This is a genomic window from Flavobacterium sp. W21_SRS_FM6 (assembly GCF_052119645.1).
Classification (GTDB): Bacteria; Pseudomonadota; Gammaproteobacteria; order Enterobacterales; family Alteromonadaceae; genus Paraglaciecola.
In genome coordinates this window covers 1-26,841 of record NZ_JBGQOM010000017.1, presented here as the reverse complement: position 1 = coordinate 26,841, position 26,841 = coordinate 1, and the positions used below count along the sequence as shown (strand labels likewise).

Sequence of the window (26,841 nt, the reverse complement as noted above, 5' to 3'; positions counted from 1 at the left end):
TACTTTTTACGGCTGTTGGTAAAAAGCGAGTCAAGCCTCGGGACGAGGCTTGAAATAAGGCATGGATGCCAGTTCGCGTAGCGAATGCTTTGTGCACGAAGTGCATGCCTTAGTGGGCGCAGCACATAATCTTAAAGGCGAAGCGGCGTTGTCAGTGAAACCCAAGCCTGTAGCCGTAGTAGTTCAGTTTTATGGTCCAGCGCCGTCAGTATCGATGATCAACGTAGGTTGTTTATTTTCAAACCACAACTCTTTGCGATGTAGAGGTGTTTTAATGGGCAAATAAGTATTTTGCAACTGATGAAATGTACGCTTATTCATATTAGCTTGGTCAAAATCAGCCTGATGTTCTTCATAAAACAATTCATCAAACTTCCCGCTTTTAATCGCTTTTTCTAAACCTGTTTCAATTAATTTTGCCAACGGCACGCTATTTTTATTAACGAAATAATACATTGCCGCCGGGTAACGTAGACCGAGCTTTGGCTCTATTTCAAATTCATTGTCAGGATTATAGGTTTTTATTTCTTCAAAAATTTCAACCACTGAACGCGGGAAAAAATCACCTTGAGCGTTACCTAACATTGTAAACAAGGCGTCGTGTTCATTCGCAGTTAATACATCAAAACCGTTAGCTTGCAGTATTTTAGTATCTGGCCAATCACTGCCTTGTATGGGGTAAAGCTTCAATAAATGTTCAAAGCTCTGTATATATTTGAAACGCGAATCCATGTCTTTGCGGATTAAAAATATCCGCCAGCCAATCAAGCCTTTATAAATAGGAATACGAATGGGTAACAACTGCTCTTCTCGTTGTTCATCCGTCATACTCCACACAACATTCACTTCCCGATTATCCATCAGTCTTTTAAGCGCTTTACTTTGCGGCATGATGCGATCTGAAGCGACCAATTTAAAATTGACGCCCGTTTCCTCTAACGCTAGGGCTAATAATTTAAGGGGATAATCCGCACGCCTATCATTTTCTGACATTGGACGAGGGTAGTTAATACGCCACGATGCGGCTAAGGAGTTCGCACTAAACGCGATCAATACCAAGAAACTCAAGATTACTTTAATCATTCATTTTTCAACTCAGTGGGTAAACATGCTTCCAACTGTTTATTCTCATCATCGACAACCGTAACGATAATCTTCAATTGATCATCATCCATTTTTTGTAGGGTATAGGAGGACGACCAGCTCATAATTAGCTCATTATTGTGATTCAGCAGTTGCCAGCGCATCGTGGTAAAAAATAGGGCGTCCGATAAACGTAAGGTTTGATGAATTATAGGCTCACACTGCTCAATGCTTAAACCACTTAACTTACGCTGAAAGGACATAAAAAACTGAGTTAATTCGTCTTCTGTGTTCAGCACTCTTTTGCTGTTATCCCTTATAATAATATTGGGGATAACACAGTAACTGGCTGCGACCTCATGTTTCCCCCTGATTATAGACTCAGCAAAATTATGAAAAAACTGGGTAAGGTGGTTAAGGTCTAACACGGTTCGCTGACTACTCTATTCCAATGAATTTATGGGTCTGCAGTGATAAACGCCAATTACGTTCGATACAGATTTTTATGGCTAAGTCTGTCGCGCGCTTTTGTTGGCTAATCGGTTGTAAATAAATCAGCGGCTTAGCGTCAGTATCAAGTAAAGTTAATACTTGGTCTAGCTCTTCAACATGTTTTTCCATGGCAATGGGGTGTTTGATTTCATTAGCTCTTTGCATCGCACTGGCAAGCACCGCCCTGCCCCCTGGCATATTCACCTTAGGTGACACGGTAACCCAGGTATCTTCATGTGTTGAAATTTCATAGGTACCGCTAGTTTCAATTTGCACGGAATAACCAGCGGCAATTAAACGACTGGATAAAGGCACAAGATCATACATGCAAGGCTCCCCACCGGTAATGACCACATGTTTAGCACGATAGTGATGCTGGGCAAATAACGCCAATAATTGTTCCACCGTTTGATTAAACCAGTGCTCTGATTCGCCATTCTCGGCCATAACCGCTGAACTACTGCGCTCTAATTGTGAATCTAAGGTCCAAGTATGTTTGGTATCACACCAAGGGCAACCCACTGGACAGCCTTGTAGACGCACAAAAATTGAAGGTACACCTGTAAAGCTACCTTCACCTTGAATTGATTCAAACACTTCATTTATTTTGTACTGACTCAATGCCCTTCCTCATTTGTGCCATGTTTTCGACTTAGGTGTCTGGGAATTACCTATCGGATGACATAAGATCTTAACCAATTGTAGTTAGATAAAGAAGCTAAACATGACAGCAAGTAAAGTAGTAGTTATTTTTTCGGGAGGAATGGATTCTTTCACTGTGCTCAATATGGCCGTGAAAGAGGGAGCTGAAGTCTATGCTTTGTCGTTCGACTATGGGCAACGGCACAAAAAGGAACTCGTTTATGCAGCAAATGCCTGCAAAAGCCTGGGTGTTAAACATAAGATCATCGATATTTCAGCTATCAATGAGCTAATTGGCGGTTCTTCGTTAACCTCTGATATTGCCGTGGCAGAAGGCCACTACGAACAAGAAAGTATGCGTACCACGGTGGTGCCTAATCGAAATATGATCTTGCTCTCGATGGCTGTAGGTTATGCGGTTTCATTGGGCGCAAATAAGGTGTATTACGGCGCGCACTCAGGCGATCACGCTATCTATCCTGATTGCCGACCAGAGTTTGTCGAGCGCATGAACGATGTATGCGCCATCGCCAATTACGAAGCGGTTGAAATCGTTACGCCATTTTTACATCAAAGTAAGATTGCGATCTTAACTGCCGGTCTTGAAATGGGCTTAGATTATGCTCAAACCTGGACCTGCTACAACGGACGTGAACATGCTTGTGGAAAATGTGGTGCCTGCCAAGAACGCTTAGAAGCATTTGCCAAAAATGGGAAGAAGGATCCTTTGGAATATGAAGCGTAAACTTCGAGTCTATGTCGAGTGTTAAGTGTTAAGTGTTAAGTGTTAAAGCATAATACCCTTGATATGACAGTGCACAAAAAGCCTTGATGAGAAGGCTTTTTGTGCACTATTTAAGTACAACACTAAGTTCGTGGTTTTATTATTTCTTTTCTACTTGCTGAATAAAATAACTCACTTCTTTAATAAGATGACGTAATACTGGATTCAAACGAGTATTTTTACCATTCATTAAGAATAATTCATGTTTAAACTCAAACATGCTCCCCCCCACAGGCACAAGGCCCAGTCCAGAGCCTTGGTTTAGCAATACGTAGTCAGGCAACAACCCCACATATTCGCCGGTCATGATGGCCGATAAACACGCGTCAAACGAATCAGAAAATGTCTGTATGGCCATACGGCTATCGTCAGAAATATAGTTGGCCGATGATAGGCCCGAAATCCCAATCGCCGGATAATCTTCAATGCGCACGCCTTTGGGCAGCTCTTCTTTATATTTTGCTAGGGCGTGAGAAGGTGAACAATACAATCGCCCTCGACAGGTTACATTGGTCGAGTGAAAGGTCACCGATTCAGGTTTTAACATGTCATACGTTGATAATACCAAGTGACATTCGCCCGATAAGGCAACATGCTCAACTTCGTTGTACAAACGAGTTTGAATGTTGACATGGATATCAACAAACTTTTTCATGGTGCTTTTAACGGCCTTACTCACGGCTAAATGGTAAGAAAGAGGCAGACCAGCCATCATTACAAGAGTGATATGCCCTGAATAATCATCATGCAGACTTTTAAGGTTGAAAACGAAGTTATCAAAAGCGTTAAAAATGCGCTTAGTTTCTTGAAAAACCACTTCCCCTTCTTTGGTCATTTGAAAACCGCCTCGGCCGCGATGACAGAGAACTAAATCCAGTCGCTCTTCTAACTTCTTAATGGCGGCACTGATGTTTGGCCTTTGCATACGTAGAACGGGCTCCGCAGCAGTAAAACCGTTGCAAGACGCAACGGCATAGAAAACCCGTAAAAGTTTTATATCGGATTCTTGTAGACGGTTTAACATGTAAAGCACCACTTTTAGGTATAATTATTGATACTAAACTACATCTTAGAAAAGTGGCAACGATATTACAATGGAAATTTAACGTTCAGTGAAAGTTATCAACACAAATTTCAGGACTATGAGAGTTTAACCAACTGCTGTCGAGCCAACTCAATTTCATCACGCAAACTGGCGGCCTTTTCAAATTCCAGCTCTTTGGCAAATTTAAACATCTGTTTTTCAAGCTCGCTCACCTTTTGCATTAATTGCGTTGTAGTTAGCGCCTTATAGCTACTGCCAGATTCAGCGACCTTGCGCAATTTAACCTTGCCGTCATCATGGCCATCACCCACGTCCATTATATCGGTGACGGGCTTATACAATTGAGTAGGCGTTATGCCGTGCTCAAGGTTATAGGCGGTTTGCTTTTCTCTACGTCGATTCGTTTCATCAATGGCTCGTTGCATCGAACCTGTCATCCGGTCCGCATACAAAATCGCTCGACCTTTAAGATGTCGTGCTGCTCGTCCAATGGTTTGAATTAAGGAGCGGTCAGAGCGCAAAAAGCCTTCTTTGTCCGCATCTAAAATTGCCACCAACGAGACTTCTGGCATATCTAAACCTTCTCGGAGCAAGTTAATGCCCACCAGCACATCAAACTTACCAATGCGCAAATCACGAATAATTTCAATGCGCTCTACCGTATCAATATCAGAATGCAGGTAACGCACTTTGACGCCGTGCTCGTCTAAATAATCACTGAGATCTTCAGACATGCGTTTGGTTAGTGTGGTCACTAACACTCTTTCGTTAAGCGCCACACATTTATGGATCTCTGAGAGTAAATCATCAACCTGAGTGCCAACCGGCCTTATTTCGATTTCAGGGTCCACTAAGCCTGTGGGGCGCACTACCTGCTCGACAATGTCTGGCACATGTTCTAATTCAAATTTACCAGGTGTAGCAGATACATAAACGGTTTGCGGAGAAATTCGCTCAAACTCTTCGAATTTTAAGGGCCGGTTATCTAGCGCTGAAGGCAAGCGAAAACCGAACTCGACTAAGGTTTCTTTACGCGAACGATCCCCTTTATACATCGCGCCAATCTGCGATACTGTTACGTGACTTTCATCAATAAACATCAGCCCGTCGGCAGGAAAATAATCGATTAAGGTAGGGGGAGGATCGCCTGGCGTTCTACCTGACAAATAACGCGAATAGTTTTCGATCCCTGAGCAATACCCCAGCTCCTGCATCATCTCGATATCAAATTGGCAGCGCTGACTAATACGTTGCTCTTCCACTAATTTGTTTACTGACCTGAGCTGTTCACGGCGTTCATTGAGCTCAACTTTAATGTTTTCAATTGCGGATAGAATTTTTTCTCTGGGCGTCACGTAGTGGGTTTTAGGAAATACCGTTGTACGAGTAACGGTTTTTTCCACCGCCCCAGTTAATGGGTCGAAAATACTGATGCGCTCTATTTCTTGGTCAAACAATTCAACGCGGATACCGTGTCGCTCGGAGTCTGCAGGAAACACATCAATCACATCACCTCTAACCCGAAATGTGCCGCGCTCAAATGCCACATCATTACGTTTGTATTGTATTTCCACTAAGCGTCGTAAGATATCGCGCTGGTCCATAGTGTCGCCTACACGAAAATGCACTAACATTTTCATGTAAGACTCGGGATCACCTAGTCCATAGATGGCAGACACACTTGACACAATAATAACATCGCGCCTCTCCATTAATGACTTGGTCGCCGATAAACGCATTTGCTCAATATGGGCGTTGATTGAGGCATCTTTTTCGATAAATGTATCACTGGAAGGAACATAGGCTTCAGGCTGATAATAATCGTAATAGGAGACAAAATACTCAACAGCATTATTTGGGAAAAACTCTTTCATCTCACCATATAGCTGCGCCGCTAAGGTCTTGTTGTGCGCTAAAATTAAAGTAGGACGCTGCACTTCGGCAATAACGTTGGCCATGGTAAAGGTCTTACCAGAACCTGTTACGCCGAGTAATATTTGGCGTGCCAAACCATCTTCTAAGCCCTCTACCAAGGCTTTAATAGCTTTGGGCTGATCACCAGCTGGGGAATATTTTGAACTTAATTCAAAGGGTCGACTCATGTTTAAAAACTCTTTTTATTACAGTGGTAACTTAGATACTTGGGCTTTCATTACTTGTTTAAACCAAATAAAGGCCACAACTGCCACTATTAAATTTGACAATACAATGCCTACAAAAATGCCAGTTAATCCAAAAAAGTGGCTACCAATAAAGGCAAAAGGAATGTAGGCCACGAATAAACGAACGAGGTTAAGGACTAAAGCAGACATGGGTAAATGCATGGCATTAAAAGATGAATTAGCTAAAATTATCACTCCTTGACAACCATACCCCAAGGGCACAATCCATAAAAATAATGTAATTAACTCGGCGACCTCGTGATCATCTGTAAAGATGTTGGCCATTAAACCAGCACATAGAACGACCACCGCATAAATTACTAACTGCCAAACTACCACAAACTTGACACTGAGAAGAAACGCCTGTTGTACTCGCTCTAATTTATTGGCCCCTAAATTTTGACTAATAAAAGGGGGAAGTGACATCGAAAGCGACAAAATAACGATACATGCGATGGATTCAAGACGCCCCCCTACTCCCCATGCAGCAACCGCGACCTGACCGTAACTTGCTATGAATGATGTCACGACACCTGCCGCGATAGGCGTTAACATGTTTGCCCCCGCTGCGGGTAAACCAATCTTTAAAATGCCACCACTACTGCGCTTTAGCTCTTGTAAGTTAAGCAGTCTTGCTTGCATTAATTGACGTTTAATCGCCAAAAGATACAGAATATAAAATAAGCCTACAGCCCAAGCGATGAGAGTTGCAATAGCAGCCCCTTTTATACCAAGCGCAGGGACAGGCCCCCAACCAAAAATAAGCAGCGGGTCGAGTATGGCATTAATCAAACCTCCAAACGCCATGACATAGCTAGGTGTCTTGGTATCTCCAGAAGCGCGTAATACACTATTACCCACCATCGGCATTGCCAAAAATACCCCGGCGGCGTACCACACATACATATAATCTTTGATGTGAACTAACTCAGCAGCCGTGGCGCCCATTGCGCTGAAAATGGGGTCAACAGTTACCACGCCAATTAAGGCTAAAAAAACCGCAAGAATGAAAGACAACATCAACGCACCGGTGGCCGTTTCTTTAGCCTGCTCGTGCAATTTCGCGCCAAGTAAACGCGCAATCACGGCGGAAGTGCCGATCCCTAAGCCAATGGTTAAACTGATCACGGTGAAGGTCACCGGAAAGGTAAAACTGATCGCCGCTAACTCATCAGTACCAAGTAAACTAATAAAAAAAGTGTCGACCAGACCGAAGGTCATCAACATAATCATGCCAATAATCATCGGTATGGTCATCGATTTTAATGTTGTTGCTACGTCCTGCTGCAACAAGTCAGGACTCGATTTAGATGCTTTTCTCAACTTATCTCTCACTTGACTGCATAGAATATAAAAAAGCGGATGTAGCCATCCCAGTGACCTATGATGACAACAGCGAATGAGTTCTTACACTTTACTCTTTAGCTTTAGCAAAATTTGGCTAAAACCGACACGTAATGTAATTGTAGTGCGAGTAATCGCGGCAGATATGATACGCGATATCCCGTATTCAACTATTACTATTTATAAGAATGTCGACGAGTGTCGACACTTATGCTAAAAAATAAATACCTGTTGCATAAAAGTAACACGTCAATCTTTATTTAAACGTTTACACCGTCTTACTCCTTAAGAAAACACTGATTAAAAGCCATTTTAGATCTTGACTTTAATTAAATTATTCGAGTTTTAACTCTTAAAATAAGTGTTTTTAAATTTTTCCTTATAAAACAACACACAAGCAAATTACGTTTAAAATCTAAGCGAAGCCTGCTGAAAAAAAAATCTATTAAAACCAATAAAAAAACTATCTCATTGTTTTTACTAATAAAAAACATAATTCACCGTTTTAGATAAATAGATATTGACAATCATTTGAAAATCAAAGCCTCCTTTCCCAACATTTAACCCACAGCTTTATCCACAGGTTTCGTGGATAACTAAGCCAGACACAGGTAACACGTGACTTTGCTTAAAGAGGGGCAATATTTTTTGTTAGCAGGCACTAACCTTCGACCTCCGCTAACAAGGTTACACTTTTGTTAAACACTGTATACTAAAACAGTGTTCAATGCATTTTTAATACCTTTTGAATATATGTAAATAACCAAAAGCACATAAAAATACTGCACTAACGCAGTGCACAAATAAAGTACTCAAAATCTCAACGAAAAGCCTAAAAAACAAGCGCCCGCGCAAATAAAAAGCAACTATTGCACAAGGTTTGCGCAGATAGAAAAAAGATTGTCGTTTTTCTTGTTTTGAGTGTTGACAGTAAGCCAGTGTCTCATTAACATTCGCCACCGTTGAAAAACGGGAGGTTGTTACTAATAAATCCAGTTTTCAACCCAGAAATAAGATTCCCCCTTAGCTCAGTTGGTTAGAGCGACGGACTGTTAATCCGCAGGTCCCCCGTTCGAGTCGGGGAGGGGGAGCCAAACTAAAAGCGACATCATTGTTTTTAGGTATGGTTCAATCACAATTTCTGTTATCTATGTAAAATTCCCCCTTAGCTCAGTTGGTTAGAGCGACGGACTGTTAATCCGCAGGTCCCCCGTTCGAGTCGGGGAGGGGGAGCCACTCTAGTTTTTACACATAGAGGGCTTCAAAATACTAATTCCTAGTTCATCATTCATTTTTATAACCCGGTATTTCAATAATAAAGCTGATTTAGCAATAAAGTTTTGAATATCAAGTTGTTAATACACATTGAAAGCCCGATAATACAGGCTGTTTAGCAAAGCGTAGTAATTTCCTTTATACAATGACTGAATTCTTCCTACTACTTATCGGCACCGTGCTGGTAAACAATTTTGTGTTAGTACAATTTCTTGGTTTATGTCCATTCATGGGGGTATCAAGTAAGTTGGAGACCGCTATTGGCATGTCGATGGCCACGACCTTTGTATTAACTCTTGCGTCTTTGTCGAGCTACCTCGTTGAACATTATATTCTATTGCCTTTAGGCATTGGCTACTTGCGTACTTTGAGTTTTATTCTGGTCATCGCTGTAGTTGTGCAATTTACTGAGTTAGTCGTTCATAAAACCAGCCCCACTCTTTACCGATTACTAGGGATATTTTTACCCCTTATTACCACCAACTGTGCCGTATTAGGGGTTGCCTTATTAAACATAAACCAGCAGCATAATTTTATTGAATCGGTGATCTACGGCTTTGGCGCTGCCGTAGGATTCTCTTTAGCATTGATATTATTTTCAGCGATGCGTGAAAGGCTTGCAGTGGCCGATGTGCCCTCGCCCTTCAAAGGCGCATCAATAGCCATGATAACCGCAGGGTTAATGTCATTGGCCTTTATGGGTTTCACTGGTTTGGTGAAGTTTTAATGTCTTTGGGCATGGCAATTTTAACTGCCCTACTCGCGGTAGGCTTAATGGCGCTGCTTTTTGGGGGCGTTCTCGGGTATGCTGCAATTCGTTTTAAAGTAGAAAGCGACCCATTGGTAGAGCAAATTGATGAAATATTGCCGCAGACTCAATGTGGTCAATGTGGGTATCCCGGTTGCAAGCCATACGCTGAAGCGATTGCTAATGGTGACGACATTAATAAGTGCCCGCCGGGTGGCGAAGCCACCATTAAAAAGTTAGCCGATTTAATGGGCGTTGAAGCCACATCGCTCGATAGCGCCCATGGCAGTGAAGATGTTAAAAAGGTCGCGTTTATACGCGAAGACGAATGTATTGGCTGTACCAAGTGTATTCAAGCCTGCCCTGTCGACGCCATACTAGGCGCAGCGAAACAAATGCATACCGTAATTAGCGATGAATGTACCGGGTGTGATCTATGCGTTGATCCTTGTCCGGTAGATTGTATTGATATGGTGCCCGTTGCAGTAAACAGTGCCGCTTGGCGCTGGGAGCTCAATAAAATCCCCGTAAAACAAGTAAGTTAAATCAGTGACTATGCCAAACGACTTTGACGACGTAATGAGTAAGTTAAATGCCAACGAACTGTGGGACTTTCCTGGCGGCGTACATCCACCTCAACAAAAGCAATTGTCTAACCAAACGCCCATCGCCCAATTACCTATTCCAGAACGTTTGTATGTACCGATAAAACAACATATCGGGGTAGAAGGTCATGTTATCGTTGAAGAAGGTCAACATGTGCTCAAAGGCCAAGCACTGACAAAAAGCATGAACCCTTTTGCGGTACCGATTCATGCACCTACATCAGGTCAAATTATCAGTATTGCTCCCCACGTGTCAGCGCATCCGTCAGGCCTTGCTGAATTAACTATCGAAATCGCCCCTGATCACTTAGATACATGGGTTCCATTAAAGCCGTTAGCTGATTATCAAAATCAACCCAAAATGGCGATATTGAGCGCTATCTGCGACTGCGGCATTAGTGGTATGGGCGGTGCAGGTTTTCCTACTCATATAAAATCAGCTCCCAAGAAAAATGTTGAGTTTCTGGTTATTAACGGTATTGAGTGCGAACCTTATATCAGTTCAGATGACAGGTTAATGCGCGAACACGCGTGGCAAATTCGCCAAGGCATCGACATTCTTACCCATTTATTAGGGCCTAAACAAGTTCTGATTGGCATTGAAGATAATAAACCTGAAGCGATAGAGGCCATGCGCTTAGCCTGTCGTGAGAATCCACTATATCGGATTTGTATTGTTCCCACTAAATACCCTGCCGGCGGTGAAAAACAACTGATTCAGGTTCTCACTAATCGAGAAGTACCCAGTGGCGGCTTACCCATCGATGTGGGCGTTATCATGCATAACGTAGGCACGTGCTATGCCATCGCTGATGCGGTATTCAGTGGCAAGCCTTTAGTTCAACGCGTCGTCACTGTAACAGGCCAAGCGGTTAATCAGCGTGGTAACTATTGGACTTTAATTGGCACCCCTGTTGAACATTTACTTGCCCATAGTCAATATCTACCAAAGAAACAAAAAGTCAGTACCGTTATTATGGGCGGCCCTATGATGGGATTTACCATTGCCAGTCCTAAGGTGCCTGTTGTTAAGATAACCAATTGCATATTGGTGCCATCAAAAAATGAGTTAGCGGGCAATAATGAACAAGCTTGTATTCGCTGTGGAGCTTGTGCCGATGCCTGCCCTGCCTCTTTATTGCCGCAACAGTTATTTTGGCATTCCAAAGCAAAAGAATTAGAAAAAGCGCAAGAATACAATTTATTTGATTGTATCGAATGTGGCGCTTGCGCCTATGTGTGTCCAAGCGAAATTCCTCTCGTACATTACTATCGCATAGCTAAAGCTGACGTTAGAATTGAACAACAAGAAAAACAAAAAGCCGATAAAGCCCGAGAACGATTTGAGAGCCGGGCAGCAAGGTTAGTGGCCGAACAAGAAGCCAGAGATGAAAAACACCGTTTGGCTGCCGAAGCGCGCAAACAAGCGATGTCAGGAGCAGGAAATACTGCTAAAGATAAAATAGCAGCGGCTTTAGCACGGGCTAAAGAAAAGAAACAGGCTCAAGCTGACAGAGATGTCAATGCTCCTTCTGTAAACGAAGTTATGCCCGTTAACGAACAAGCGAGTACACCATCAAGCAGTAATGATCGTGTGCAAGCCGCTATTGCTAGAGCTAAAGCCAAAAAGGCAGCAAGTAATACTGATAATGTCAGTGAGCAAGTTTCTGCCGCCGCGCCTGAGCAAGCCAGTAAAAATGAGCGAGTACAGGCCGCTATCGCAAGAGCTAAAGCCAAAAAGGTAGCAAGTAATACTGATAGTGTCAGCGAGCAAGTTTCTGCCGCCCCGCCTGAGCAAGCCAGTAAAAATGAGCGAGTACAGGCCGCTATCGCAAGAGCTAAAGCCAAAAAGGCAGCAAGTAATACTGATAATGTCAGCGAGCAAGTTCCTGCCGCCGCGCCTGAGCAAACCAGTAAAAATGAGCGTGTACGAGCCGCTATCCAAAAAGCGAAAGCTAAAAAGGCCTCAGAGGAAGACCAAAAGCGACAAGATGAAGCGATGGAGCCTCCACAAGAACCGCTTAGTTCATCACAGCCATCACGAGCACAGGTAACTGAGGAGCAAGCCCCAAGCAGTGAAGCGGTGGATGAAAAACAGCAAAGAATAAACGCAGCTGTGGCTAAAGCCAAAGCGAAAAAATTAGCGAATACGCTTGATAGCGATGCACACCCACAAGCACTTACTCGCTTAGACGAGCTTGTTGAAAAGGCTTCTGTCGCTGAGCAAAGCGCGTCATCAGCGCAAAGTGAGCAAACTAAAAGGGACGATGAAAATCACGCTCTAGACGAAAAAAAGCGTAGAATAGCGGCCGCTGTGGCCAAAGCGAAAGCGAAAAAAGCGGCAGAGCAAGCTGCTAACAATGAAAAACGATAAAATGAATTTTAACCTAGCAAGTTCACCTCACCAGCATATCAAACGTAATACAGGTCAAGTTATGCGGCTCGTTATTTATGCGTTAATTCCTGGGGTGTTATTACAAACCTATTTTTTTGGTTTTGGTACCTTAATACAAATAGTCTTAGCGGTCATAACGGCCATCGTAACAGAAGCAAGCATTCTAGAACTACGAAAGCGTGACTTTGAGCGTAGTTTAAAAGATTACAGTGCGGTGCTAACTGCCATACTGTTAGCCATTAGCATACCACCTCTCGCACCTTGGTGGCTTATCGTAATCGGGACTTTTTTTGCGATTGCCATCGTCAAACAGCTCTATGGTGGCTTAGGCTTTAACTTATTTAATCCTGCCATGGCAGCGTATGTCATGCTGTTAATCTCGTTTCCGCTACAAATGACCCAATGGTTACCAGCACAAAGCTTGGCTCAGTATGGTCATTCGTTTACTGATAGCCTTTTCACCATATTCACCGGATTTACCCAAAATGGCTTGAGCCTCAACCAATTGCAATTTGGTATTGACGGTACGACCATGGCAACACCTTTAGATACGGTTAAAACGCAACTGGTTAAAGGCCTAACCTATACAGAAAGTCTCGAGTTCACTATTTTTGACAGCAGTATTTATTCTTTAAATGTCGCGTGGTCTTGGATTAGTCTTGGTTTTTTAGTCGGTGGCTTAGGCTTATTAAAGCTAAAAGTCATCAATTGGCATATTCCTGTGAGTATGATCCTAAGTTTATTCTTCGTCGCTACCGTGATGTCTTTAGTTGATGGTGATAGATTTGCCTCAGCGATTTTCCATATCTTTAACGGCAGTATTATCATTGGGGCCTTTTTTATCGCAACCGACCCTGTCTCAGCCTCGACAACCAATAAAGGCCGATTAATTTTTGGCGCAGCCATAGGCTTTTGGGTCTATGTTATCCGCACTTGGGGGGGCTATCCTGATGCAGTTGCGTTTGCGGTGATCATTATGAACATGGCTGTACCCTTGATTGATTATTACACACAGCCAAGAGTCTATGGTCATAAAGCTGGGGCAAAGGTGCGTAAAAAATGAAGCAATCCGTCAGTAAAAATGGCCTTATTTTAGCGGCCTTTGCTATGGCAACCAGTGGTTTAATTGCTTTAACGTATTTTGCCACTCACGAGCAAATCGCAGTGCAGCAACAAGCTAAATTACAAGGTATTTTAAACGCAATAATCGAACCGAGCAGTTATAACAACGCCATTGCTAACAACTGTGTGAACGTTGTTTCACCTGAATTTTTGGGCAGTGACGAAGCACAGCGTATTTATCGCGCCTACGACAACGAGAAGCCGGTTGGGGTTGCTATTGAGACGACCGCGCCTGATGGTTATAGCGGAAAAATACAGCTGGTTGTCGGTTTGACTAACGACCCACAAGGCAATCCTCTCATCAGTGGAGTACGTGTGCTCGATCATAAAGAAACACCGGGCTTAGGTGACAAAATCGATTTACGTGTAAATGATTGGATTTTGGATTTTGCTCAGAAAGTAGTGAGTACTGATACCCTCGCCCGCTTTGATGTGAAAAAAGATGGTGGTCAATTTGATCAATTCACCGGAGCAACTATTTCGCCCAGAGCAGTCGTTAAGGCCGTTAAGCGCAGTGCTCTGTATTATCAAGAGCAACAAAAGGCAATCTTTGATGCACCTAATACCTGCGCAAAGACACTAAACAGTTCAACAGAGGCGCAATAAAATGAACGAGTTTAAGCAATTGAGCTGGCAGGGGCTATGGAAAAACAACCCAGCTTTAGTGCAATTGTTAGGGCTTTGTCCCTTGCTTGCGACCACGGCAACTCTAATCAATGGTCTTGGTTTGGGCTTAGCCACCACACTGGTATTAATAGGCTCAAATACCACAGTATCGCTTATTCGTAACTATGTACCCAATGAAATTCGCATTCCTATATTTGTCATGATTATTGCGTCTTTTGTCACGATTGTGCAGCTATTAATGAACGCCTACACCTTCACATTGTATCAAGCACTTGGCATCTTTATTCCGCTGATTGTTACTAATTGCGCCATAATCGGTCGTGCGGAAGCCTATGCTGCGAAAAATCCGGTAGGATTAGCTGCGATTGACGGCCTGATGATGGGCTTAGGCTTTACATTTGTCTTGGTGACTCTGGGGGCGATGCGCGAGTTGTTAGGCTATGGCACTTTGTTTGCTGGGGCTAATTTATTATTTGGTGACTGGGCGAGTAATTGGCAGCTCACGCTATTTCATACTGATAGTCCCTTTTTATTGGCCATTCTTCCCCCTGGGGCGTTTTTAGGTATGGGATTATTGATCGCCTTAAAAAATGTGTTGGATAAACGCATGGAACACATGTTTGCTGCTAAAAAAGAAGCAAAAGTGGTACAACGAGCACGGGTGACCGCTGAGCATTAATGCAAATATGCCCTAAAACAAGAGTTATAAATGAATAAACAAAAACGCATAGAGATCCTAACACGTTTAAGGAATAACAATCCAAAGCCAACTACCGAATTAGCATTTTCAACTCCTTTTGAATTATTGATTGCGGTAGTGCTTTCAGCCCAAGCTACCGATGTAGGTGTAAATAAAGCAACGGCTAAACTCTATCCTTTAGCAAATACGCCGGAAACAATATATGCCTTAGGTGTAGAGGGATTGAAGCACTATATCAAAACCATTGGTTTGTTTAACGCCAAAGCTGAAAATGTCATTAAAACCTGCCGTATCTTAATTGAGCAATATGGCTCTGAAGTACCAGAAAACCGTGAAGCATTAGAATCCTTACCCGGCGTAGGTCGAAAAACGGCTAACGTGGTGCTCAATACCGCATTTGGCTGGCCCACTATCGCTGTAGATACGCATATTTTCCGCGTGTCTAATCGAACCAAATTAGCTATGGGCAAAAACGTTGATCTGGTTGAACAGAAACTACTTAAAGTGATACCTGAAGAATTTAAGCTAGACGTGCATCATTGGCTTATATTGCATGGCCGTTACACCTGTATCGCCCGCAAGCCACGCTGCGGTTCTTGTATAATTGAAGATTTGTGTGAATTTAAAGAGAAGACTGAAGAGCCCTAAGCTGTTGTAATAAAAGCGATATTATGAAGTAAGCATCCTCTTAATATGCAGAACTTTTCTGGTACTATCTAAACGCTAATAATTCAAACGAAGATGCAATATCTTCTATGTTAAACTTTGACCTGATTTCGACCCGTTGATTTTGCTTTATACAATTGTTTGTCGGCTTGTTGAATGGTATCAGCTAACATACCGTCATTATCTGATGGCAAGAACGTCGCCACACCAATGCTTAAACTAACATACGAAAACAAAGATTTAGGGTGAGGGATCCCTTTAAGCCTTAACGTCTCAAGAACTTCATTAGCAACATGCAATGCACCTTCTTTATTAGTATCGATAAGCAGAACCATAAATTCTTCTCCACCAAACCGAAACAATAAATCAACTGGCCGCGTCAACACCTCTGCAATGTTATCGGCGACTTCCCGTAAACATTGGTCGCCCTTTAAATGACCATACTCGTCGTTATATAATTTGAACCAATCTATATCCATCATCATCACGCTAATTGGTGTATCTTTGCGTTTTGACTGTTTTTCAATTTTAGGCAAAACATCATCTAAAAAATGTCGATTATAGGCGCCTGTTAATTTATCGACATAAGACAAGCTTAATAATAAATCGGTCTGCATTTTGTGGGTTAAATGCGCTCGAACGCGGTTGCGCAACTCTACTCTTAAAACAGGCTTAGTGACAAAATCCACCGCACCTGCATCCCAACAATCGGCCTCTTGTTGTTCTTCTTGTAGGCTGGTAATAAAAATTATGGGGATATGCTGCGTTTCTTCATTATCTTTAATCAGCCGACAGGTCTCAATTCCGCTTATTCCTCGCATCATAACATCTAGTAAAATCAGATCTGGCTTGTCAGATAAGCATGCTTCGATCGCTTCCTCACCAGAACAGACACTGCTCACCTTGTACAAGTCGCCCAACATATGCTGCATAATCTCACAGTTTATGGGTTCATCATCTACGATTAAAATTTTGCCATCGGAAATGGGACGTTTCAATTTCGATTTTAATTTTAATTTTTCCAACTATAACTACTCACCTGCATTGTACTCCTTGATAATCGTGACTTATTTGCAGCTAAAATCAAGCGACTTATGTGAATAAATATGAGCATACGATGTGCTCCCTTCCTACTGTTAAGCACAATTAAAACGCCGACATTTGCAATCTGAACATAAGTAGCGCAAAGACCGAAAACATAAATTTTTTCACTTTAGATAATTTTTTAATATTGTTAGCGCACTTTCTGCACTTTGTTTGGTATTGTATAGACCGTGTAATGCAGTAGGGTTATATACCTTAAATAAGAAGCCTCAACGATAGGAAAGATTAGAACAACATGGCGATAGAACCAATGGATGATATGCCCAAGATAACTATAGAAAGAGACGATGTTGAATCATTTCAACGCGCAAGGGCGCAAACCAAAAAGACCAATGGACCAAAAGGCAACATCCCCCAAGAGTCTAAAAACACGCATTCCAATTCCCCATCGTGGTTAATGTTTATTTTATTTTTAGTCGTTATGTGTAGCACGGCGGTGTATTGGTCGTTTGAGCAACACAAAGTATTGATCCATGCTCAACAGCGTATCACTGACTTAGAAGGCAGATTGTCAGCGACTGGTGAAGAACTTGACCAATCCGCTGTTGCTATTCAAGTCAAAGTGACTGAACTCAGTAAAAAAACTGAAGAGCTGTGGGAGCAAATGGATAAACTGTGGGCATCTGCGTGGCGTCGTAATCAATCAGAAATCAGTGACTTGACCAACGAGCTCAAAAAGCTAGCGTCAAAATCCGATAACGCCATGAAGAAACTAGGTGACGATGCCAGTCAACAAGAGGGCAAAGTAACAACCTTAAGCAATCAAGTCACACAATTGAACCAGAGCCTGCAAGCAGCATTAGAAACTCAAGCGCAATTAAAACGCACAAGCCTGAATAATGAGCAACAAGTGGCAAGTTTGCGTGAGAAGCTAATCTCCAGTGCCTTGGGTAATAATAATCTGACCAACAAGGTAGATGAGTTAGAAAGCAAATTACTGAATCTAGAAAAGCACGTGAACAAGGCATCTTCATCACAGCCTATTGCAACACCTTAGATAAATACCAGACAAAAAAATAGAGCGTAAACGCTCTATTTTTTTGTACTTTCGTTAAACTACTTTTCTTCCTGACTCGGATATTTTGCCGCCGTCTCTTTTATGATGCTTTGCAATTCGCCCTGCTGAATCATTTCAAGAATAATATCACAACCGCCAATCAACTCACCATCAACCCACAACTGCGGGAAAGTAGGCCAATTAGCATACTTAGGAAGTTCGGCACGAATATCTGGATTTTGTAAGATGTCTACGTAAGCAAATTGTTCACCACAGGTCATTAGCGCTTGAGACGCTTGTGCCGAAAATCCACAGCTTGGAAATTTGGGCGAGCCCTTCATATACAATAAAATCGGATTTTCTTTAATTTGTTGCTGAATTTTTTCAACGGTTTCCATATTTTCGCCTCATATCAAGTATGGCAATAGTAGTGGTTACTAGTTTAGCGTTTTTCAAGGGCAGTTGAAATCAAAGTGCCATATTTTTAACGCACAAGTTAGTTACTTTCTTCTATCACAAGACTTGAAATAAAGCGTATTTGACGCAATATATGATCCTTCTGCAGCTTTTTGTTTATAACAAAGATTAATACTGCACTTTTACTCTAGACAATTAACGTCTAGCATTTGGCATTCAACGAATTAATGCATACATCAACACCTAAATGGAGAAATAACATGGCTTTTGAACTTCCTGCGCTACCTTATGAAAAGAACGCTTTAGAACCACACATCTCTGCAGAAACTTTGGAATACCATTACGGTAAGCATCACGCTACTTATGTAACTAAGTTGAATGGTCTTGTAGAAGGCACTGATTTAGCATCAAAAAGTCTTGAAGAGATTGTTAAGACCTCTGAAGGCGGCGTATTCAACAATGCTGCACAAATCTGGAATCACACCTTCTATTGGAACTGCTTAAGCCCAAATGGTGGTGGTGAGCCAACAGGCGCACTAGCCGACGCAATTAATGCTAAATGGGGTTCATTCGCAGACTTCAAAGCGGCGTTAAACGACAAAGCAGTAAATAACTTTGGCTCAAGCTGGACGTGGTTAGTTAAAACAGCCAATGGTTTAGATATTGTTAACACCAGCAACGCAGGCACGCCTTTAACAGACAGCAGCGTCACTCCTTTGTTAACTGTTGATTTATGGGAGCATGCTTACTACATCGATTACCGCAATGCTCGTCCTAAGTACCTAGAAGGTTTCTGGGCATTAGTTAACTGGGAATTTGCCTCAGCTAACTTTGCTTAACATAAAATAAAATGATTAAAGCCCTATTTATCAGGGCTTTTTTTTGCTGGCGTTTTTAGCCTATCAAAAAACCGTTATACTGCGCAAAAATCAACACCAATTAGGTATTTGTATGACTATATCTCAACATAACAATCCTTTGCATGGGGTGACCTTACAACTCATTCTGGACACTTTAGTTGCACAACTAGGATGGGACAAGATGGCTGAGACCGTAAATATTAACTGCTTTAAAAGCGAACCTTCGATAAAATCTAGTCTGAAATTTTTACGCAAAACCCCTTGGGCTCGAGAGCAGGTAGAACAGTTATATCTAACTAAAATAGCTAAACAACCTCATGCAAAAACAACCACAACACGAGACGATGTATTAGCTAAAACTGAAAACGCAGAATTTGTTTGGCCAGATGTAAATAAACCCGGTTAGGGACTTAATTCGTTTTGTTACCTACGCGGCAGTAATTCGCGCAAAGTAGAATTGGTAAGGAATAATGCTGCTGCATCCCCTAAAGCCAAGCTGAGGTAAAATGCAGCAGTGATAAATCATCGATAAAAACAAAAAAAGCCTGATTACTTATAAAAAGCTTCTACCGTTCCTTTCAACTTAATCAACATTGGCTGACCTTTACGATCTAAGGCCTTAGGTGCAGGGATTTTTACCCAGCCTTCACTAATACAATATTCTTCTACATCGTTACGCTCTTTACCATTCAAACGTATGCCAATCTCATGTTCAAAAACCTCTTCAATATGAAAACGGCTGCGAGGATTACCTGAAAGTTGGTCAGGTAAAGGAGGACGTGATGGTGTATCGGTCATGTTACTGCCCTAGTATAAATAAAAAGTGCGCTAGTGTAGATAATATAAATAAAGTGTTCAAGGGTGAAGCGCACTCTCTAGCATTGTCTGTTTTTCACCAAGATGAGTAAAGTGCGTGTCAGCCAAGCATCCTTGCCTAAAACTTGCTGAGGTTTTCATGGAGCAGGTCGCGCAGCAGGCTCAACCCGCTGCGCTAGAGTGAATTATAACTGGGCAACCAATCTAGTTCCTTGGTCAATGGCTCTTTTAGCATCAAGCTCAGACGCCACATCAGCACCACCAATTAGCCGATAAGGCTTGCTTAAACCCTCAACGAGCTCACGCAGTGGCTCCTGTCCCGCACAGATAATAATATTATCTACTTCTAATATTCTGACTTCATCATTGAGGCGAATGTGTAAGCCTGCGTCATCTATTTTTAAGTACTCAACACCAGCTAGCATGTTTACGCCTTTACTGACTAAGCCAGCACGATGGGCCCAACCTGTAGTCTTTCCCAAACCAGCGCCAACCTTGCTGGTTTTACGTTGTAACAAATAAATTTCGCGAGGTGATGCTTCAGGCTTAGCCACCATGCCCTCAATACCACCACGATGAGTGAATGTCATATCCACGCCCCACTCTTTCATAAAGGCAGGTATATCTAAACTAGGGGTTTCACTTCCATGAGATAAATATTCACTCACATCAAAGCCAATCCCGCCAGCCCCAATCACTGCCACTTTCTGACCAACAGGTTTCTTAGCAACAATGACATCGATATAGCTCAATACCTTGGCATGTTCGATACCTTCGATAGGAGGGGTACGAGGCTTAATCCCTGTTGCAACGAGGATCTCATCAAAATCACTGTTATTTAACATCTCATTGGTGACGCGAGTATTCAGTTTAAGCTCAACATTCAGCAGACTTATCTGACGCTGAAAATACCGTAAGGTTTCTGAAAATTCTTCTTTACCTGGAATTTGTTTGGCTATATTAAATTGACCGCCTATCTCTGTCGCAGAATCAAACAAGGTAACGCTGTGGCCACGTTTTGCTGCGGTGGTCGCAGCAGCCAAACCAGCAGGCCCGGCGCCAATAACAGCAATTTTTTTAGGGGCTGTACTCAATTCAATATTAAGTTCTGTTTCATGGCAAGCACGAGGATTGACCAAACAACTTGTCATTTTCCCATCAAATACATGGTCCAAACAGGCTTGGTTACAACCAATACATGTATTGATTTGGTCTGAGCGATTTTCCATGGCTTTTAATACGAACTCAGGATCAGCCAAAAAGGGACGAGCCATAGACACCATGTCGGCATCGCCACGGGCTAACACTGCTTCAGCCACTTCTGGTGTATTGATGCGGTTTGAAGTAATCACCGGAATCGACAAGGCTTGACGAAATTTAGCCGTCACCCAAGTAAAAGCAGCACGAGGGACTTTTGTGGCGATAGTGGGAATGCGCGCTTCATGCCAACCAATTCCAGTATTGATAATGGTTGCCCCCGCTTTTTCAATGGCCTTACCTAGCTCAACTACCTCGTCATAGCTTGAACCACCTTCCACTAAGTCCAGCATCGACAAGCGATAAATAATAATGAATTTTTCACCTACCGCTGCACGGACTCGACGTACCACTTCAATCGGTAAACGGATACGGTTTTGGTAATCCCCTCCCCAGCTGTCTTCGCGGTGGTTTGTCCGTGCTGCTATAAACTGGTTTAGAAAGTAGCCCTCAGAGCCCATGATCTCAACGCCATCGTATCCGGCTTTTTGCGCTTGGCTTGCAGTAAAAATAAAGTCTTCGATTTGTTTCTCAATCCCTGCTTCGTCCAAAGCCTTAGGCTTAAAAGGATTAATTGGAGCTTGCACTGCAGAAGGTGCAACCAAAGCAGGGTTATATGCATAGCGGCCGGTATGCAATATTTGCATACAGATTTTTCCACCCGCTTCATGAACCGCATCCGTTATCATTTTATGATGAGCGACAGATTCGTCATTGTCTAAACGTTTGGTATTTTTATGCGTAGCACCTTCATCATTTGGGCCAATACCACCGGTAACAATAAGACCAACACCGCCTCTTGCTCGCTCAGCAAAAAAGGCCGCCATGCGAATGTGACCATTGGGCGCTTCTTCTAAACCTGTATGCATAGACCCCATTAATACTCGATTTTTTAAGGTCGTAAATCCTAGATCTAAAGGTCTTAGAAGATGAGGGTATTGACGTAAGCCCTGTTCAATTTTACTGACTGTGTTGCTCATGATGGTTTCCTAATAAATTTTCTAATCTGACAAAACGTTTCAAAAAACGTGCTTTACATGCTAGGCGTTTTTTTATGTAGCGGTGCATATTCGGGAAGGCGTTTTTGTTTGCCAGCAGCCATGGCTTCTTGAACATCAGGCATTTGAAACATGCCAGATTGCCACGTTGCCATATAGCGTAGACTGTCACTTACTGCATGATCGCGTGTATAATTGATCATCTCTTTACAACCGGCGACGGCCATTGGCGAATGCATGGCGATATTGCCCGCTATTTTCATCACCGCAGCTAACATACTGGCTTGGTCTTCAAATACTTGATTGACCAGACCGCATGATTTCGCTTCAGCAGCATCCATATTGCGACCAGTGAAAGCTAACTCCCTGACTAAACCTTGTGGGATAAGATGGGGTAAGCGCTGTAAGGTACCGACATCTGCTGTCATACCTAATTCTGTTTCCTTGATTGTAAAGTAAGTATTGGCAGTGCAATAACGACAATCTGCGGCACTTATCATGTCTACCGCCCCACCAATAACGCCACCTTGCATTGCGACTAATACCGGTAAACGTACCTCTTCTAATGCGTTAAAACTATCTTGTAATTCAAGAACCATTCTGCGCATACGTTCAGCTCTTCGCGCTGGCTCACCACTAAAGTTCTTACCCATTTCGGTAAATACTGACAGATCCATTCCTGCACTGAAATGCTTTCCTTGCGATGAAATTACAACAACGCGAGCCTCCGCTTCTGCGTCAATTTGGCGAACAACAGCAGGTAACTCAGACCAAAACTCGGGGATCATACTGTTTAATGCTTCAGGACGACTCAGTTGAATATGAGCAATATGGTTTTCGGTTGACACAGTTAAGGTTTTTAAGCGGGTAAAATCTATCGTTTGCACAATTTTTCTCCATTGAAAGATAAGTAAATATAGAAAATTAAAAATTAACATATATTTAATCTAGACAGCGTCAAGTTAAGGGTTTATGTTGACGCTGTCAAGATCAATAAACATTGATAGAATTTATGCGTACTAGCAATAAAGAGTGATACAACATTGGTGACAAAATCAGACAAAAAATTAGCGAAAAACCATTATCATCATGGTGATCTGCACAGCTCCTTAGTTGGTGCTGCCAGTGTTATGCTTAAAGAAAGTGGCATTGATGGTTTATCACTTCGTAAACTTGCGGATAAAGTTGGGGTGTCACGCACTGCCCCCTACCATCACTTTAAAGATAAGAACGAATTATTGTGCGCCATCGCAGAACAAGGCTTCAAACATTGGCAAGAAAATGCAACACGCATTTTTCATCAAAAGGATTTGAGTCCTAGAGAAAAATATCGTCAGTTTATTCGAGGGTACATTGCCTATGCTGCTGATAATCCAGAGCTGTATGATTTAATGTTTGGTCGTACTATTTGGAAACAAAATACTGCAACGGCAGATTTACGAAATGTAGCCTACCCTAGCTTTAATCAGCAAGTTGAAATGACACGTGAATGGCAAAATCTTGGTGTTATGCCTAAAACTGAAGACACACTACGCCTTGCCCAAGTCACCTGGGGCACTTTGCATGGTATTGCCCGTTTATTGATAGATGGCATTTATGCTGACCGTAGTCATATTGATGAAATGTGTGAGTGTGCAGTGAATCTGTTTACCGCAGATAGCCAGTCAGCGAAAACCTAGTTATTTTTATAATCCTGCTTAATAAACTCAGCGGCCCGCTCGGCAATCATTACGGTGGGCGCATTGGTATTTCCACCAATAAGGCTTGGCATAACAGAAGCATCAACCACACGTAAAGATGTAACACCTTTTACCTTTAAATACTCATCCACTACCGAATCAGGATCGTTCAATGCTCCCATCCTACACGTGCCAACCGGATGATAAATAGTTTCAGCATTCCTACGGATAAACTCTAAAATTTCTTCATCTGACTGTACATTTTTACCAGGCGCAATTTCCCAGCCCTGATACTGTTTGAAGACTGGTGCTGAAAGGATTTCCCGTGCTTTACGTACAGCCGCGATCATCACTTTTTGGTCATCTGTATGTGTTAGGTATTTAGGGTCGATAATCGCAGCGACAACAGGATTTTTAGATTGTAAACGAATTTCACCGCGGCTTTTGGGGTACAAAGCACACACGTGCACTCCAAAGCCATAACCGAAAGCCGTTGTTCGACCATGGTTCTGCAAAACAGCGGGTAGAAAATGATACTGAATATCAGGACAATCGGTCGCATAGTCAGTGCGTGCAAATCCGCCTGCTTCAGCCACATTACTTGAAAAAATCCCTTTGCGCTTATAGATGTAATCAAAGCTCGCTTTTATATAGCGATGAGCAGCTGTAATACTGACCGCATAGCTGTCACGGGTGCGAGTACGCATTTGTACTATCGTATCCAGATGATCTTGTAAATTTTGACCTACGCCTGGTAAGTCAAATTTTGTCTCAATGCCAAGTTCACTTAAATGTTTGGCTGGCCCGATACCAGACAACATAAGTAGCTGAGGAGAATTAATCGCACCTGCACTTAGCAGCACTTCTTTTTTTGCACTCAACGCAATCCTGTTATTATTGACCTTAACCTGAACGCCTGTGGCTCGTGCATTTTCGATTACAATTTTCTCGACAAGCGCATTGGTAATGATACAAAGGTTGGATCTACCTTTTGCAGCCCTCAGATAACCTTTGGCTGTAGAACAACGTTCTCCGTCAACTTGAGTTACTTGATACAAACCTAGACCTTCTCGCTGCTTACTATTAAAATCCTTAACCTCCGCTAAGCCCACCTCGTTAGCTGCTTTGACAAACGTCCTCGATAAGGGATTAACATGACGTAAGTCACTTACGCTGAGGTAGCCAGAATCACCGTGATGAATATCAGCGCCATGTTGCTGCTTCTCAGATTTAATAAAGTAAGGCAATACCGAATTCCAATCCCAGCCCTTTGCACCTAATTCGCACCAGCGGTCATAATCTTGTTGTACTCCGCGAATATAACACATTGCGTTTAATGAGCTTGAGCCACCAAGCACCTTGCCTCTGGGCCAAAATAACGCGCGGTTAAACAACTCTTTTTGTGGTGCCGTATTGTAATTCCAATTTAACTTTTTAATTCTGGATAACAGTGCTAAACCGAAAGGAACATGAATAAAAAGACTTTTATCTTTGCCTCCTGCCTCAATAAGACAAACTGAAAAATTTTGATTCTCACTTAAACGAGAAGCTAATACGGCCCCAGCAGACCCTCCGCCTATAATGATAAAATCAAATTCTGTTTGCGTAATTGCTTGCATAAATTTCAACTTGCCTAACTTGAAAGGATTGTAAGAACATAGCCTATTAAAAGTATGATTTATGAACAACTCACACCTCATGCACACTACCAGCGAGTGTAACAAAAATATCAGAGAATGTTACTAGGTGTTAATTAACCCGTCTCCTATTGCGGTGGAGCAGCGCAAGGTGGGCCGAACTGTCTGTATGTCGTGTCGCCCATCTAGCTTATCTTTTGCTCTTGCTCGCAGCTTGTCGCTCAAAACCATCTCATACCAATTAGCAATGATTTGTGATCTAATTGTACTACATCTTACCCGACCCTATTTTTCACTTGAAACTTGATACACCACAACATCTATTAGCATTGTCCAGAGCAGAAGCAAACGCACCTAAGCGGCTTCGCTTGTTAGCGTTATCCCATTTTCTTGAGGGTAAAAACCGGACCCAAATTGCCCTTAGCCTTAAAGTCGGTCGGCGCAGTGTGAATAAGTGGGTAGCCGATTATTTATCAGATGGATTAGCGGGCTTGGAAGCGAAAAAGGCCCCTGGCCGCGCTTGCCCTATATCTATAAAACAGCGACAGCAATTATTTGACTATAACGACAAGCAAAGTCGCAGTACAAAGGGAGGACGCTTAACAGGTGAAGCGCTCAGACTCTATGTGGCTGAGCAATTTCAGGAAGCGCAAGACGAATTTAAAAAAACTACAAATTGAGACGATCCAATTGATCCCGGGCATATCACGTTTGGTAAGGTTGATTTTTGGTTTCAATATGAAGCCAGAGTCGGCCAGCAAAATACGACAACCCGCTTATGGGCACAAAAAGGCAGTCGTCCTCGCGCGGTCAAACAGCAACAATTTGAGTACGCTTATCTGTTTGGTGCTGTCTGTCCTACTAACGGGCGGACGGAAGCCATTTTAGCCCCTTGGGTTAATAAAGATGTGATGAAACAGCACCTTGACCTGATCTCTGCGGCGACCGAGCCAGGGCGTCACGCCGTGGTGATAATGGATGGTTCGGGCTGGCGCTCCAGCGGGATGGCATACGGATGATATTGCCAAAGACATGGCTATCCTGAGTATCATCAAATTACCGCCATATTCACCCGAGTTGGATCCTATAGAGCAAGTATGGAGTTGGCTACGCCAACATCATTTAGCCAATCGCTGTTTTGAGTCATATGAGGACATACTCGACGCTTGCACTACCGCTTGAATGACTTTGTTGGTGACTTGAAACGCGTCACCCAAATGTGCAATAGAGACGGGTTAGAGGTGAGCAACACTTAATATGAAATGGTATAACGTGCTGGTACAGCCGCGTCTTTTTTGCGGTGAAGCAGCGCAAGGAGGACGCACAGTACGCTCAGGTGATGAGCCCGTAGCTCGCATCTCTCCACTATCTTTCTTATTCCCTGAA

24 protein-coding genes, 2 tRNA genes and 1 pseudogene are annotated in these 26,841 nt (G+C 42.7%); 15 read left to right on the top strand and 12 right to left on the bottom strand.

The window, feature by feature from the left end; genetic code table 11:
• Positions 1 to 189: 189 nt before the first annotated feature.
• The 3 genes from ACEN2L_RS19790 to queE all read right to left on the bottom strand — a co-directional run bounded on the left by ACEN2L_RS19790 (position 190) and on the right by queE (position 2,196).
• Positions 190 to 1,083, bottom strand: coding sequence for a hypothetical protein (locus ACEN2L_RS19790; protein ID WP_441745829.1), 894 nt, complete (start codon positions 1,081 to 1,083; stop codon positions 190 to 192).
• Positions 1,080 to 1,382 (bottom strand): hypothetical protein, encoded by a 303-nt coding sequence (locus tag ACEN2L_RS19785; RefSeq protein ID WP_441745828.1) that lies wholly within the window; start codon positions 1,380 to 1,382, stop codon positions 1,080 to 1,082. Before ACEN2L_RS19785 ends, ACEN2L_RS19790 begins: the two co-directional genes overlap by 4 nt.
• A gap of 139 nt (positions 1,383 to 1,521) precedes the next feature.
• The gene (gene queE, locus ACEN2L_RS19780; protein WP_306023468.1) at positions 1,522 to 2,196 is read right to left on the bottom strand and encodes a 7-carboxy-7-deazaguanine synthase QueE; all 675 of its coding nucleotides are present in this window, start codon (positions 2,194 to 2,196) and stop codon (positions 1,522 to 1,524) included.
• Between the two features lie 103 nt (positions 2,197 to 2,299).
• Between queE and queC the strand changes: the two genes are divergently transcribed.
• Complete coding sequence (queC, locus tag ACEN2L_RS19775) at positions 2,300 to 2,962, top strand: 7-cyano-7-deazaguanine synthase QueC (RefSeq protein WP_441745827.1); 663 nt, start codon at positions 2,300 to 2,302, stop codon at positions 2,960 to 2,962.
• A gap of 139 nt (positions 2,963 to 3,101) precedes the next feature.
• Here queC and ACEN2L_RS19770 read toward each other — a convergent pair whose 3' ends face one another.
• The 3 genes from ACEN2L_RS19770 to ACEN2L_RS19760 all read right to left on the bottom strand — a co-directional run bounded on the left by ACEN2L_RS19770 (position 3,102) and on the right by ACEN2L_RS19760 (position 7,531).
• Positions 3,102 to 4,025, bottom strand: a complete 924-nt coding sequence (locus tag ACEN2L_RS19770; protein WP_306023466.1) for a LysR family transcriptional regulator — start codon at positions 4,023 to 4,025, stop codon at positions 3,102 to 3,104.
• A gap of 116 nt (positions 4,026 to 4,141) precedes the next feature.
• Entirely contained in the window at positions 4,142 to 6,148 is a 2,007-nt protein-coding gene (uvrB, locus tag ACEN2L_RS19765) for an excinuclease ABC subunit UvrB (RefSeq protein WP_306023465.1), read from the bottom strand.
• 18 nt (positions 6,149 to 6,166) lie between these two features.
• The gene (locus ACEN2L_RS19760) at positions 6,167 to 7,531 is read right to left on the bottom strand and encodes an MATE family efflux transporter (protein ID WP_441745826.1); all 1,365 of its coding nucleotides are present in this window, start codon (positions 7,529 to 7,531) and stop codon (positions 6,167 to 6,169) included.
• A 1,038-nt stretch (positions 7,532 to 8,569) separates the two neighbouring features.
• Between ACEN2L_RS19760 and ACEN2L_RS19755 the strand changes: the two genes are divergently transcribed.
• The 9 genes from ACEN2L_RS19755 (at position 8,570) to nth (ending at position 15,672) form a co-directional block, all read left to right on the top strand.
• Positions 8,570 to 8,646, top strand: a tRNA-Asn gene (locus ACEN2L_RS19755).
• 65 nt (positions 8,647 to 8,711) lie between these two features.
• A tRNA-Asn gene (locus tag ACEN2L_RS19750) sits at positions 8,712 to 8,788 on the top strand.
• A gap of 184 nt (positions 8,789 to 8,972) precedes the next feature.
• The gene (gene rsxA / locus ACEN2L_RS19745) at positions 8,973 to 9,554 is read left to right on the top strand and encodes an electron transport complex subunit RsxA (RefSeq protein ID WP_306020046.1); all 582 of its coding nucleotides are present in this window, start codon (positions 8,973 to 8,975) and stop codon (positions 9,552 to 9,554) included.
• Entirely contained in the window at positions 9,554 to 10,120 is a 567-nt protein-coding gene (rsxB, locus tag ACEN2L_RS19740) for an electron transport complex subunit RsxB (RefSeq protein WP_306020045.1), read from the top strand. The genes rsxA and rsxB overlap by 1 nt, the downstream gene beginning before the upstream one ends.
• Positions 10,121 to 10,130: 10 nt before the next feature.
• Positions 10,131 to 12,554: an electron transport complex subunit RsxC gene (gene rsxC, locus ACEN2L_RS19735; RefSeq protein WP_441745842.1), complete on the top strand. Its 2,424-nt coding sequence runs from the start codon at positions 10,131 to 10,133 to the stop codon at positions 12,552 to 12,554.
• Positions 12,541 to 13,638 carry an electron transport complex subunit RsxD gene (gene rsxD / locus ACEN2L_RS19730; RefSeq protein WP_441745825.1) on the top strand — a complete coding sequence of 366 codons (1,098 nt, stop codon included), beginning with the start codon at positions 12,541 to 12,543 and terminating at the stop codon, positions 13,636 to 13,638. The genes rsxC and rsxD overlap by 14 nt, the downstream gene beginning before the upstream one ends.
• Positions 13,635 to 14,303 (top strand): electron transport complex subunit RsxG, encoded by a 669-nt coding sequence (gene rsxG / locus ACEN2L_RS19725; RefSeq protein ID WP_441745824.1) that lies wholly within the window; start codon positions 13,635 to 13,637, stop codon positions 14,301 to 14,303. The genes rsxD and rsxG overlap by 4 nt, the downstream gene beginning before the upstream one ends.
• Position 14,304: 1 nt before the next feature.
• The gene (locus ACEN2L_RS19720; RefSeq protein WP_441745823.1) at positions 14,305 to 15,003 is read left to right on the top strand and encodes an electron transport complex subunit E; all 699 of its coding nucleotides are present in this window, start codon (positions 14,305 to 14,307) and stop codon (positions 15,001 to 15,003) included.
• Positions 15,004 to 15,033: 30 nt separating this feature from the next.
• Entirely contained in the window at positions 15,034 to 15,672 is a 639-nt protein-coding gene (nth, locus tag ACEN2L_RS19715; RefSeq protein ID WP_441745822.1) for an endonuclease III, read from the top strand.
• A 110-nt stretch (positions 15,673 to 15,782) separates the two neighbouring features.
• On the opposite strand, the gene ACEN2L_RS19710 is transcribed toward nth, so the two are convergent.
• Positions 15,783 to 16,715, bottom strand: coding sequence for a diguanylate cyclase (locus tag ACEN2L_RS19710; protein ID WP_441745821.1), 933 nt, complete (start codon positions 16,713 to 16,715; stop codon positions 15,783 to 15,785).
• A 314-nt stretch (positions 16,716 to 17,029) separates the two neighbouring features.
• Here ACEN2L_RS19710 and ACEN2L_RS19705 point away from each other — a divergent pair, with 314 nt between their 5' ends.
• Entirely contained in the window at positions 17,030 to 17,791 is a 762-nt protein-coding gene (locus ACEN2L_RS19705; protein WP_441745820.1) for a hypothetical protein, read from the top strand.
• 59 nt (positions 17,792 to 17,850) lie between these two features.
• Here ACEN2L_RS19705 and ACEN2L_RS19700 read toward each other — a convergent pair whose 3' ends face one another.
• Positions 17,851 to 18,189: a Grx4 family monothiol glutaredoxin gene (locus ACEN2L_RS19700; protein ID WP_306023108.1), complete on the bottom strand. Its 339-nt coding sequence runs from the start codon at positions 18,187 to 18,189 to the stop codon at positions 17,851 to 17,853.
• Between the two features lie 279 nt (positions 18,190 to 18,468).
• Between ACEN2L_RS19700 and sodB the strand changes: the two genes are divergently transcribed.
• Complete coding sequence (sodB, locus tag ACEN2L_RS19695) at positions 18,469 to 19,047, top strand: superoxide dismutase [Fe] (RefSeq protein WP_306023107.1); 579 nt, start codon at positions 18,469 to 18,471, stop codon at positions 19,045 to 19,047.
• 112 nt (positions 19,048 to 19,159) lie between these two features.
• Positions 19,160 to 19,474 (top strand): VF530 family DNA-binding protein, encoded by a 315-nt coding sequence (locus tag ACEN2L_RS19690; protein ID WP_441745819.1) that lies wholly within the window; start codon positions 19,160 to 19,162, stop codon positions 19,472 to 19,474.
• A gap of 143 nt (positions 19,475 to 19,617) precedes the next feature.
• Here ACEN2L_RS19690 and ACEN2L_RS19685 read toward each other — a convergent pair whose 3' ends face one another.
• The 3 genes from ACEN2L_RS19685 to ACEN2L_RS19675 form a co-directional block, all read right to left on the bottom strand.
• Positions 19,618 to 19,866 carry a DUF3297 family protein gene (locus ACEN2L_RS19685; protein ID WP_441745818.1) on the bottom strand — a complete coding sequence of 83 codons (249 nt, stop codon included), beginning with the start codon at positions 19,864 to 19,866 and terminating at the stop codon, positions 19,618 to 19,620.
• A gap of 203 nt (positions 19,867 to 20,069) precedes the next feature.
• Positions 20,070 to 22,121: an oxidoreductase gene (locus ACEN2L_RS19680; protein WP_441745817.1), complete on the bottom strand. Its 2,052-nt coding sequence runs from the start codon at positions 22,119 to 22,121 to the stop codon at positions 20,070 to 20,072.
• Positions 22,122 to 22,174: 53 nt separating this feature from the next.
• Positions 22,175 to 23,026 (bottom strand): crotonase/enoyl-CoA hydratase family protein, encoded by an 852-nt coding sequence (locus ACEN2L_RS19675; protein WP_441745816.1) that lies wholly within the window; start codon positions 23,024 to 23,026, stop codon positions 22,175 to 22,177.
• 159 nt (positions 23,027 to 23,185) lie between these two features.
• On the opposite strand from ACEN2L_RS19675, the gene ACEN2L_RS19670 reads away from it, so the two are divergent.
• Entirely contained in the window at positions 23,186 to 23,818 is a 633-nt protein-coding gene (locus tag ACEN2L_RS19670; RefSeq protein ID WP_441745815.1) for a TetR/AcrR family transcriptional regulator, read from the top strand.
• On the opposite strand, the gene ACEN2L_RS19665 is transcribed toward ACEN2L_RS19670, so the two are convergent.
• Positions 23,815 to 25,437, bottom strand: coding sequence for a GMC family oxidoreductase (locus ACEN2L_RS19665; RefSeq protein WP_441745814.1), 1,623 nt, complete (start codon positions 25,435 to 25,437; stop codon positions 23,815 to 23,817). The genes ACEN2L_RS19670 and ACEN2L_RS19665 overlap by 4 nt on opposite strands.
• Positions 25,438 to 25,751: 314 nt before the next feature.
• Here ACEN2L_RS19665 and ACEN2L_RS19660 point away from each other — a divergent pair.
• Positions 25,752 to 26,711: pseudogene (locus ACEN2L_RS19660) on the top strand (IS630 family transposase).
• Positions 26,712 to 26,841: the final 130 nt, after the last annotated feature.

What these genes read in the sequence shown, in the direction of transcription:
- ACEN2L_RS19790 (WP_441745829.1), bottom strand. Translation starts at nt 1,083, where the DNA reads ATGATTAAAGTAATCTTGAGTTTCTTGGTATTGATCGCGTTTAGTGCG.
- queC (WP_441745827.1), top strand. Translation starts at nt 2,300, where the DNA reads ATGACAGCAAGTAAAGTAGTAGTTATTTTTTCGGGAGGAATGGATTCT.
- ACEN2L_RS19770 (WP_306023466.1), bottom strand. Translation starts at nt 4,025, where the DNA reads ATGTTAAACCGTCTACAAGAATCCGATATAAAACTTTTACGGGTTTTC.
- uvrB (WP_306023465.1), bottom strand. Translation starts at nt 6,148, where the DNA reads ATGAGTCGACCCTTTGAATTAAGTTCAAAATATTCCCCAGCTGGTGAT.
- rsxA (WP_306020046.1), top strand. Translation starts at nt 8,973, where the DNA reads ATGACTGAATTCTTCCTACTACTTATCGGCACCGTGCTGGTAAACAAT.
- rsxB (WP_306020045.1), top strand. Translation starts at nt 9,554, where the DNA reads ATGTCTTTGGGCATGGCAATTTTAACTGCCCTACTCGCGGTAGGCTTA.
- rsxC (WP_441745842.1), top strand. Translation starts at nt 10,131, where the DNA reads ATGCCAAACGACTTTGACGACGTAATGAGTAAGTTAAATGCCAACGAA.
- rsxD (WP_441745825.1), top strand. Translation starts at nt 12,541, where the DNA reads ATGAAAAACGATAAAATGAATTTTAACCTAGCAAGTTCACCTCACCAG.
- rsxG (WP_441745824.1), top strand. Translation starts at nt 13,635, where the DNA reads ATGAAGCAATCCGTCAGTAAAAATGGCCTTATTTTAGCGGCCTTTGCT.
- ACEN2L_RS19720 (WP_441745823.1), top strand. Translation starts at nt 14,305, where the DNA reads ATGAACGAGTTTAAGCAATTGAGCTGGCAGGGGCTATGGAAAAACAAC.
- nth (WP_441745822.1), top strand. Translation starts at nt 15,034, where the DNA reads ATGAATAAACAAAAACGCATAGAGATCCTAACACGTTTAAGGAATAAC.
- ACEN2L_RS19705 (WP_441745820.1), top strand. Translation starts at nt 17,030, where the DNA reads ATGGCGATAGAACCAATGGATGATATGCCCAAGATAACTATAGAAAGA.
- ACEN2L_RS19700 (WP_306023108.1), bottom strand. Translation starts at nt 18,189, where the DNA reads ATGGAAACCGTTGAAAAAATTCAGCAACAAATTAAAGAAAATCCGATT.
- sodB (WP_306023107.1), top strand. Translation starts at nt 18,469, where the DNA reads ATGGCTTTTGAACTTCCTGCGCTACCTTATGAAAAGAACGCTTTAGAA.
- ACEN2L_RS19690 (WP_441745819.1), top strand. Translation starts at nt 19,160, where the DNA reads ATGACTATATCTCAACATAACAATCCTTTGCATGGGGTGACCTTACAA.
- ACEN2L_RS19685 (WP_441745818.1), bottom strand. Translation starts at nt 19,866, where the DNA reads ATGACCGATACACCATCACGTCCTCCTTTACCTGACCAACTTTCAGGT.
- ACEN2L_RS19680 (WP_441745817.1), bottom strand. Translation starts at nt 22,121, where the DNA reads ATGAGCAACACAGTCAGTAAAATTGAACAGGGCTTACGTCAATACCCT.
- ACEN2L_RS19665 (WP_441745814.1), bottom strand. Translation starts at nt 25,437, where the DNA reads ATGCAAGCAATTACGCAAACAGAATTTGATTTTATCATTATAGGCGGA.